Raw genomic sequence first — 7,476 nt, 5'->3', positions numbered from 1 at the left:
GCCGATGGCGCGGGCGGCGGCCACCACGTGGGCAGTGGCGTCAAGCAGGTGACCGTCGTGAACGTCGGCCAGAACCAGAATGCTCATGAGAAACTCCTTGAATACGGGTGAAAGAGGCGATCACTGGACCGGGAAATCAAAGCACCTTGGCTTCGTTCTTCAACTTGTCGACCAGCTCGTCCACCGAAGCCACCTTCACGCCGCCCTTGCGCTCGGCGGGCGTCTCGACCTTAATCAGGCTGATACGTGATGCCACCTCGACGCCGTAGTCCGCCGGGGTCTTGACGTCCAGCGGCTTCTTCTTCGCCTTCATGATGTCGGGAAGCTTGGCGTAGCGCGGCTCGTTGAGGCGCAGGTCCGTGGTGACGATCGCCGGCAGCGCGAGCGACACGGTCTGCAGGCCGCCGTCGATCTCGCGGGTGACGTTGACACGATCACCCTCGATCTCCACCTTCGAGGCGAAGGTGCCCTGGCCCATGTGGGTCAGCGCGGCGAGCATCTGGCCGGTCTGGTTGTTGTCGGTATCGATCGCCTGCTTGCCGAGGATCACCAGCCCCGGCTGCTCTTCTTCCACCACCTTCGCCAGGAGCTTTGCCACGGCGAGCGACTCGACCCGCTCGTCGGTCTCGATCTGGATCGCGCGGTCGGCGCCGAGCGCGAGTGCGGTGCGCAGCTGTTCCTGGGCCGCCTTGGGCCCGATGGTCACGGCGATCACTTCCGTCGCCGCGCCCTTCTCCTTCAAGCGTACTGCCTCTTCCACAGCGATTTCGCAGAAGGGGTTCATGGCCATCTTGACGTTGGTGAGATCCACATCGGAGTGATCCGCCTTGACGCGAATCTTGACGTTGTAGTCGATGACACGTTTCACCGCGACGAGAATTTTCATGCAATGCTCCAGGCTGGTTGATCGTTAGAAAACAAGAATACGGCAACTATGTAGCACTTTTATTCCGCTATGCAAAATAAGGTTTTGCTATTTATGCAATGAAAGTAAAAAAACCTTGAGGTAAAGGTCAAGCGCATCAGATGTCACCCGACGGATCGTTCAAAACGGCGACCAGGCAAACCACGCCGTGAGCAAGGGCACGACCGCCAGCATGAATCGCCCGTTCCAGCGGTAGCCGATGCACAGTGGCGAAATACCGGTAAACCGCGACAGGATCAGCATCGAGGCGGTCATCGGCGATGACATCAACGCCAGCGCCCACCCCACCATCAGCGCGGCGGCAATGAGTACCGGTGATAAGCCTTGAATATCAAGCGCTGGCAGGATGCCGGCCAGCAGCGTCACCGTGACAATGGGATTGACACCCAGTTGCGCAAGGCCGAGCACCGCCAGCATGGCCAGCACGGCGTTCAGTGCGCCCCACCCTTCGACCACCTTCAGCAGTGGCGCAAGCGTATGGGTATCCAGCACGCCCACGCAGAGGTGCCCGAGATAACCTGCGCCGCCGAGCACCACGATCTCGTTGGCACTGGGTGAAAGCAGCCAGGGCAGCTGGCGGTGCGCGGTGGTCACGGCAGCTGGCAAGCAAGCGCTACCGAGTCGACGGCGCTGCCAGGCAAGCCAGACGAGTGCACTCGCAGGCGCCCCCAGAAGCGCGCCGACGGGCAGGCGAACCTGGAGCAGCCAGGCGATCACCACCACCAGTGCTACCACGCCGGTCAGCAGCGCACTGAAGCGCAAAAGCGGCGCAAGCGAAGGTACCGCCTGCGCCTGGTTGGCGGGGGGATGTGGCCCGGTCAGATAATCCACGGCCCAGCCGGCCAGGAACATCAGGCCGGCGGCAGAGAAGATATAGGGGGCAAGTGCCGGCCAGGTGATCTGAGGAATGCTCGAGAGCACGACCGCAACGCCCATCCCCATGGGCGAGACCAGCGGTGCCAGGGCAAAGCCCCGCAGCAGCGCCAGCATCATGCGCCGCTGGCGCGCCTGGCGTACCCAGACGCGCCCTTGAGCCACCTCCAGCGTATTGCTCTTTTCGATCATGGCGGCGAACACGTTCAGTACGCCGATATTGAGGATGATACCGAACAGCATCGAGCCGAAGGACAGGATCGGATAGCGCCGGCCCGGCGGCTGCAGCAGCATCGCCTGACCGCAACGACGCACCAAAGGAGAACGGTAGGCGGGGAGCCGCATCATTCCCAGTGCCACTACGAAAGTGGCGAAGAAGGCGAAGCGCCCGCCGGCCTCGAACAGCAGCGCGCCGGGCGATGGCGCGTAGCAGACCGCCAGCGCCGTCATTGCCGCCGCCACGAACAGCAGGCCTCTCGCCATGGCATTCAGTTGCCCAGCCAAGGTGAGCAGATAACCGAGCAACGCCACGATCGCGCTCCCTTGCGCGAACATGGATAGCCAGCCGGTACTCGTCAGATGAAGCAGCGTCGCGAACGTGGTTAACAGCAGCAGTGAAACCCGCAAGCGGGGGTACGTCACTCGCGACGTCCTTTAAGACGCTCCTTGAGTATCGCGACAGGTACGCCTTGCGGGGATTCGCTTCCGCTCAGGCGCTTGAACGATCCTTCTCCCATGGCCACGAGATTACCCTGCTCGTCGGTGACCTCGGCGCTGGCCATGTAGATCTTGTGCCCGCCACCTCGCAGCTCGCCCACGGCACGCAGCACGCCATGTCGCGCCGGGCCCACGAAGGTGGTGCTCAGCGACAGCGTCACGGCGCGCCGGGCGTTGCCCTGTACCGAGCAGTAGAGCCCGGTCAGGCTCAAGGCGTTGTCCAGCAGCGAACAGAGCACGCCCCCGTGAACGTTGCCGCTGCGGTTGAAATGCTTTTCTTCCAGGCGCATTTCGACCACGGCGCGCGTCTCGCTCCACTCGACCACGCAAAGCCCCAGCAGGTCGTTGAAGCCGCCCGGTTCATCTTGCGGGCCTTGTGCAGCATCGTCATCGGCGCGGCGCATCACACGTCCTCCCGCTGTGCCAGATCGCGAAGGCGACCTTTCAAAATCTTGCCCGTCGCGGTCGCAGGCAGCGTCTCCATCAAAACGATCCGGGCAGGCCGCTTGTAGGGCGCCAGGCGTTCGGCGATGAAAGCTTGAAACTCGGCCATGTCGAGCTCGACACTCTCTTCGCACTGCACGAAGGCGACCACCTCCTCGTTGCCCGTGACTTGACGCCCTACCACGGCACTGAGCGTGACCGCGGGATGCTCGTTGATGACCGCCTCGACGTCCGGCGGGTAGATGTTGAACCCCGAACGTATGATGAGCTCCTTGCTGCGACCGACGATGTAAAGCTGGTCGTCGTGATCGATTTTCGCGATATCGCCGGTATTGAGCCAGCCATCCTCAGTCAGGCTGCGGCGCGTGGCCTCGGGTTGGCGAAAATATCCCTTCATGACGTTGGGCCCGCGCACCCAGAGTTCCCCCACCTCGTCCCCGGGGCGCTCGGCACTGGTGTCTCCCCCAAGCGGCTCGAGCCGATACTCGAGCAGCGGCAATACCCGGCCTACGGTGTTGCTGGCATGACGATCATCGATACGGGTCTGGCTGATGGTCGGACTCGCCTCGGTGAGCCCGTAGCCGTTGTGCAAGGTCAAGCCGAAAGCCGCCTCGACCCGAGTCTTGGTATCACTGTCCAGAGGCGAGCCGCCCGCCGAGATGTAGATCAGCGCTGGTGCCTTTAGGATGCGCTGCGCGCGCTTGAGATATTCGAGGGTGCGGGCATACATGGCGGGTACACCCTGCAGTACGCTGATGCGCTCCTTCTCGAGGGTTTCGAGCAGGTGCTCGGCCTCGAAGCGCGGCACAGTATAGAGGCAGGCGCCGTTGTAGAGCGACCCCATGCAGACCGAGGAAAGCCCGAACACATGAGACATGGGCAGCACGCCATAGACCCGCTGGCCTTCGCCCAGATGACGCATGCCCCCGGAAATCGAGGCTATGTAGAGAATGCCGCGATGGGTGAGCATCACGCCCTTGGGCGTACCGGTGGTGCCCGAGGTATAGATCATGGCGGCGACCTGATCGGCACCGCTTTCGCCCACCGGCTCCGGGTCGCTTTCCAGTAACGAGGAGAGGGCCAGTCCTCCGAGCTGCGGATGCTGGTAGCGGTCGGCACCGTGGCGTTCGGCGTGGAGGGCGGCCTCCGGCGAGACTTCGCAGGTATAGACGATGCGCCGGGGCTGGCAGTTGTCGCGGATGAGATCGACCTCCTGTGCCGAATGCCGCGAATTGACGATCGCCACCCAGACGTCCATTTCGCTGGCGGCCAGCAGCAGGACCACCAGCGCTCGGCCGTTCTCGCTCACCGTCATGAGCCGATCGCCGGGTCGCAGGCCGAGCTCCTCGAGCCAGCGACGAGCGGCGAGCACCTCGGCACCGAGCTCGGCATAGCTCCAGCGCACGCGGCCATCGACCAAGGCCGGGCATGTTGCGAGGCGCTGCGCGTTCTCGAGCACCCGAGTGCTGAGCCGCTCGGGCAGCCGAGCCACCAACTCACTTGCCAGCGTGCCGAAGATATTCTCGTCCGGCGCCTGATAGGGAGTCGAGAGGGCCATCAGGAGGCCTCCCGCACCATGTTGCGAGCGATGACCAGCTGCTGGATCTGTGTCGTTCCTTCATAGATACGAAACAGACGTACATCACGGTAGAAACGCTCGACGGCGTACTCGGCCATGTAGCCCGCGCCACCATGAACCTGCACCGCACGATCCGCCACGCGCCCCACCATTTCTGCGCAGAAAAGCTTGCAGCAGGACGCCAGGGTCGAGACGTTCTCGCCCGCGTCCTTGCGCCGCGCGGCATCCATCACCATGGTACGCCCGGCGTAGGCCTCGGTCTTGCTGTCCGCTAGCATCGCCTGTACCAGCTGGTGCTCGGCCAGGGCGGCGCCGAACTGCTTGCGCTCCATGGTGTAGTTGAGCGACTCCTCGACCAGCCGCTCGGCCACACCCACGCACACGGCGGAGATGTGCAAGCGGCCCCGATCGAGCACCTTCATGGCGGTCTTGAAGCCCTTGCCCTCCTGACCGCCGATGATATTTTCGGCAGGCACCCGGCAGTCGTCGAAGATGATGTCGCAGGTATGCGCGCCCTTCTGCCCCATCTTGCGATCCGATGGCCCGCGGGTGAGCCCCGGGGTATCGGCTTCGACGATGAAGGCAGAGATCCCCCCGGCGCCCTTGTTGTCGGGGTCGGTACGCGCCATCACGGTGAAGATGTCCGCCTCGGGGCCGTTGGTGATATAGCGCTTGGTGCCGTTGAGCACGTAGTGATCGCCATCGCGGATGGCGGTGGTGCGCAGACTCGCCGCATCGGAGCCGGAATCCGGCTCGGTCAGGCAGAACGAGCTGAGCAGCTCGCCGGTTGCCAGGCGCGGCACGTAGCGTGCCTTCTGCTCATCGGTGCCATCGATCAGAATGCCCTGCGCACCGATGCCGTTATTGGTACCGAAGACCGACCGAAACGCCGGTGAGGTCTTGCCGATCTCCATGGCGACCAACGCCTCCTCCTCCATGGTGAGCCCCAGGCCGCCATACTCTTCGGGTATAGACAGACCGAACAGCCCCATTTCCTTCATCTCCGCCAGAAGCTCGGCAGGTACGGCGTCCTCTTCGGCCAGCCGCGCTTCATTGGGTATCAAGCGTGCGCGCACGAAGCGAGAAATGGTAGCGACGAGCTGGTCGATCAATTCGGGATCACGAATCATGGCGGCTCCATAAAGCAGAGGTTATTCGAAGGGTCGAGTGCCCGGCAGAATGCGTAGCGCTTCTCGAGAAATCAGTTCTCAACTTATTCTGCACAGCGAAATCAAAGTTCGCATATTGTTGTCACGCACTTTTGCATAGCCTAGGATGGTCGTCAACGATCAAAACCTGGTTTTGCTCTGCAGAACAAAACCCAATGCCATATTTCAGACGACTGGCATCGATATATACGGGGAGCGGTAAATGGCAACATCGACTTCATCTTCCTTCACGACGATAGGCATCGTGGGTACCGGCGCCATGGGGCGCGGTATTGCCCAGTTGGCGGCGCAGGCAGGACTGGACGTGAGGCTTTTCGATCTAAAACAGGGCGCGGTTGACGACGCCAGGGCATTCATCGAGAACCACTGGCAGCGCGGCGTTCAGAAGGGACGGCTCTCTTCCCAGCAGGCTGATGCCTTCAGCGCGCGCCTTGCGAAGGCTGATGAACTTCAGGCGCTCGCTGGTTGCGATATCGTCGTCGAGGCGATCGTCGAAAACCTCGATGCGAAACAGGCGCTTTTCTCGGATCTCGAGGCGATCGTCGACACCGCTGCGGTGCTGGCGACCAATACCTCGTCGCTGCCGGTCACGCGCATTGCCGCGGGCTGCCGATATCCCGAACGAGTGATCGGCTTTCACTTCTTCAACCCCGTTCCCCTGATGAAGATTGTCGAGGTGATTCCGGGACTGCGGACCCGCGACGACATCACCGAACGCGTCACTGCACTAGGCGACGCCATGGGACACTTCACGGCGCGCGCGACCGATACGCCAGGGTTTCTCGTCAATCACGCCGGACGCGCCTTTGGCACCGAGGCACTGCGTATACTGGGTGAAAGCGTCGCCGACCCCGCCACCATCGATCGCATCATGGTCGATCAGGGTGGTTTCAAGATGGGCCCCTTCACGCTGCTGGACCTGACCGGCCTCGACGTTTCGCACGCGGTCATGGAATCCATCTACCATCAATTCTTCGAAGAGCCGCGCTTTCGCCCCTCTCCGCTGACGCGCCAGCGCCTTGACGCTGGCCTTCTGGGGCGCAAGACCGGGGAAGGTTTCTACCGTTACGTGGAGGGTCAGCAGCAACGCCCTGCAGAGCTCGAGATCCCCGAGGCCGACGCGCGCCCGGTATGGATCAGTCAGGACGACCCTGAAAGCGCGGCGCTTCTCGCGCGTCTGGTCACCGATGCCGGCTGGGTGCTGGAAGAGGACGATGCCCCTTCGCCTCACGCGCTGTGCCTGCTCACGCCCTTGGGAGAAGATGCCACGGCCTGCGCCCATCGCCTAGGGCTCGATGCCTGGCGCTGCGTCGCGGTCGACATGCTGGCCGGCCTCGACAGGCGGCGCAGCCTGATGACCACCCCGGCAACCGATCCGGATTACGTCAACGCCGCCGCCAGACTTCTGAATCACGACGGCACCCCGGTCAGCATCTTGCAGGACAGCAACGGCTTCGTTCTCCAGCGCATCGTGGCGTGCATCGTCAACGTGGGCGCCGAGATCGCCCAGCAAAGGGTGGCCGAGCCCGCCACCATCGATCGCGCGGTGGAGCTCGGCCTGGGGTATCCCCAAGGGCCGCTGGCGATGGGAGATCACTACGGGGTACGGCGAATCCTGACCATTCTCGAGCGTATGCTGGCCGCCACCGGCGATCCTCGCTACCGCCCGAGCCCATGGCTGCGCCGCCGCGCTGCGCTCGGCCTGTCGCTGACCCAGGCCTGATGCCTGGTCAGTCCCAGCCACTACGCCCAGAAGATGTCACTTAAAA

Annotated in this window: 6 protein-coding genes; 1 reads left to right on the top strand and 5 read right to left on the bottom strand. The window is 63.1% G+C overall.

Annotated features, from left to right (window positions below):
* Positions 1-136: 136 nt before the first annotated feature.
* From GEV37_RS16610 to GEV37_RS16590, 5 genes are all read right to left on the bottom strand, one after another.
* Positions 137-886, bottom strand: coding sequence for an electron transfer flavoprotein subunit beta/FixA family protein (locus GEV37_RS16610; protein WP_227391387.1), 750 nt, complete (start codon positions 884-886; stop codon positions 137-139).
* A 159-nt stretch (positions 887-1,045) separates the two neighbouring features.
* Entirely contained in the window at positions 1,046-2,329 is a 1,284-nt protein-coding gene (locus GEV37_RS16605; protein WP_227391386.1) for a hypothetical protein, read from the bottom strand.
* A gap of 107 nt (positions 2,330-2,436) precedes the next feature.
* A complete protein-coding gene (locus GEV37_RS16600; RefSeq protein WP_227391385.1) occupies positions 2,437-2,919 on the bottom strand; it encodes a PaaI family thioesterase in 483 nt (160 codons plus the stop codon).
* On the bottom strand, positions 2,919-4,517 hold the full coding sequence (locus GEV37_RS16595) for a class I adenylate-forming enzyme family protein (RefSeq protein ID WP_227391384.1): 1,599 nt from the start codon (positions 4,515-4,517) through the stop codon (positions 2,919-2,921). The genes GEV37_RS16600 and GEV37_RS16595 overlap by 1 nt, the downstream gene beginning before the upstream one ends.
* Positions 4,517-5,668: an acyl-CoA dehydrogenase family protein gene (locus GEV37_RS16590; protein WP_227391383.1), complete on the bottom strand. Its 1,152-nt coding sequence runs from the start codon at positions 5,666-5,668 to the stop codon at positions 4,517-4,519. The genes GEV37_RS16595 and GEV37_RS16590 overlap by 1 nt, the downstream gene beginning before the upstream one ends.
* A 241-nt stretch (positions 5,669-5,909) precedes the next feature.
* Here GEV37_RS16590 and GEV37_RS16585 point away from each other — a divergent pair, with 241 nt between their 5' ends.
* Positions 5,910-7,430 carry a 3-hydroxyacyl-CoA dehydrogenase gene (locus GEV37_RS16585; protein ID WP_227391382.1) on the top strand — a complete coding sequence of 507 codons (1,521 nt, stop codon included), beginning with the start codon at positions 5,910-5,912 and terminating at the stop codon, positions 7,428-7,430.
* The last annotated feature ends 46 nt before the right edge of the window (positions 7,431-7,476 follow it).

Origin of the sequence: Vreelandella malpeensis, from assembly GCF_020622355.1 — a bacterium.
In the GTDB taxonomy this organism is placed as follows: Bacteria; Pseudomonadota; Gammaproteobacteria; order Pseudomonadales; family Halomonadaceae; genus Vreelandella; species Vreelandella malpeensis.
This window is presented reverse-complemented; position numbering and strand designations above follow the sequence as displayed.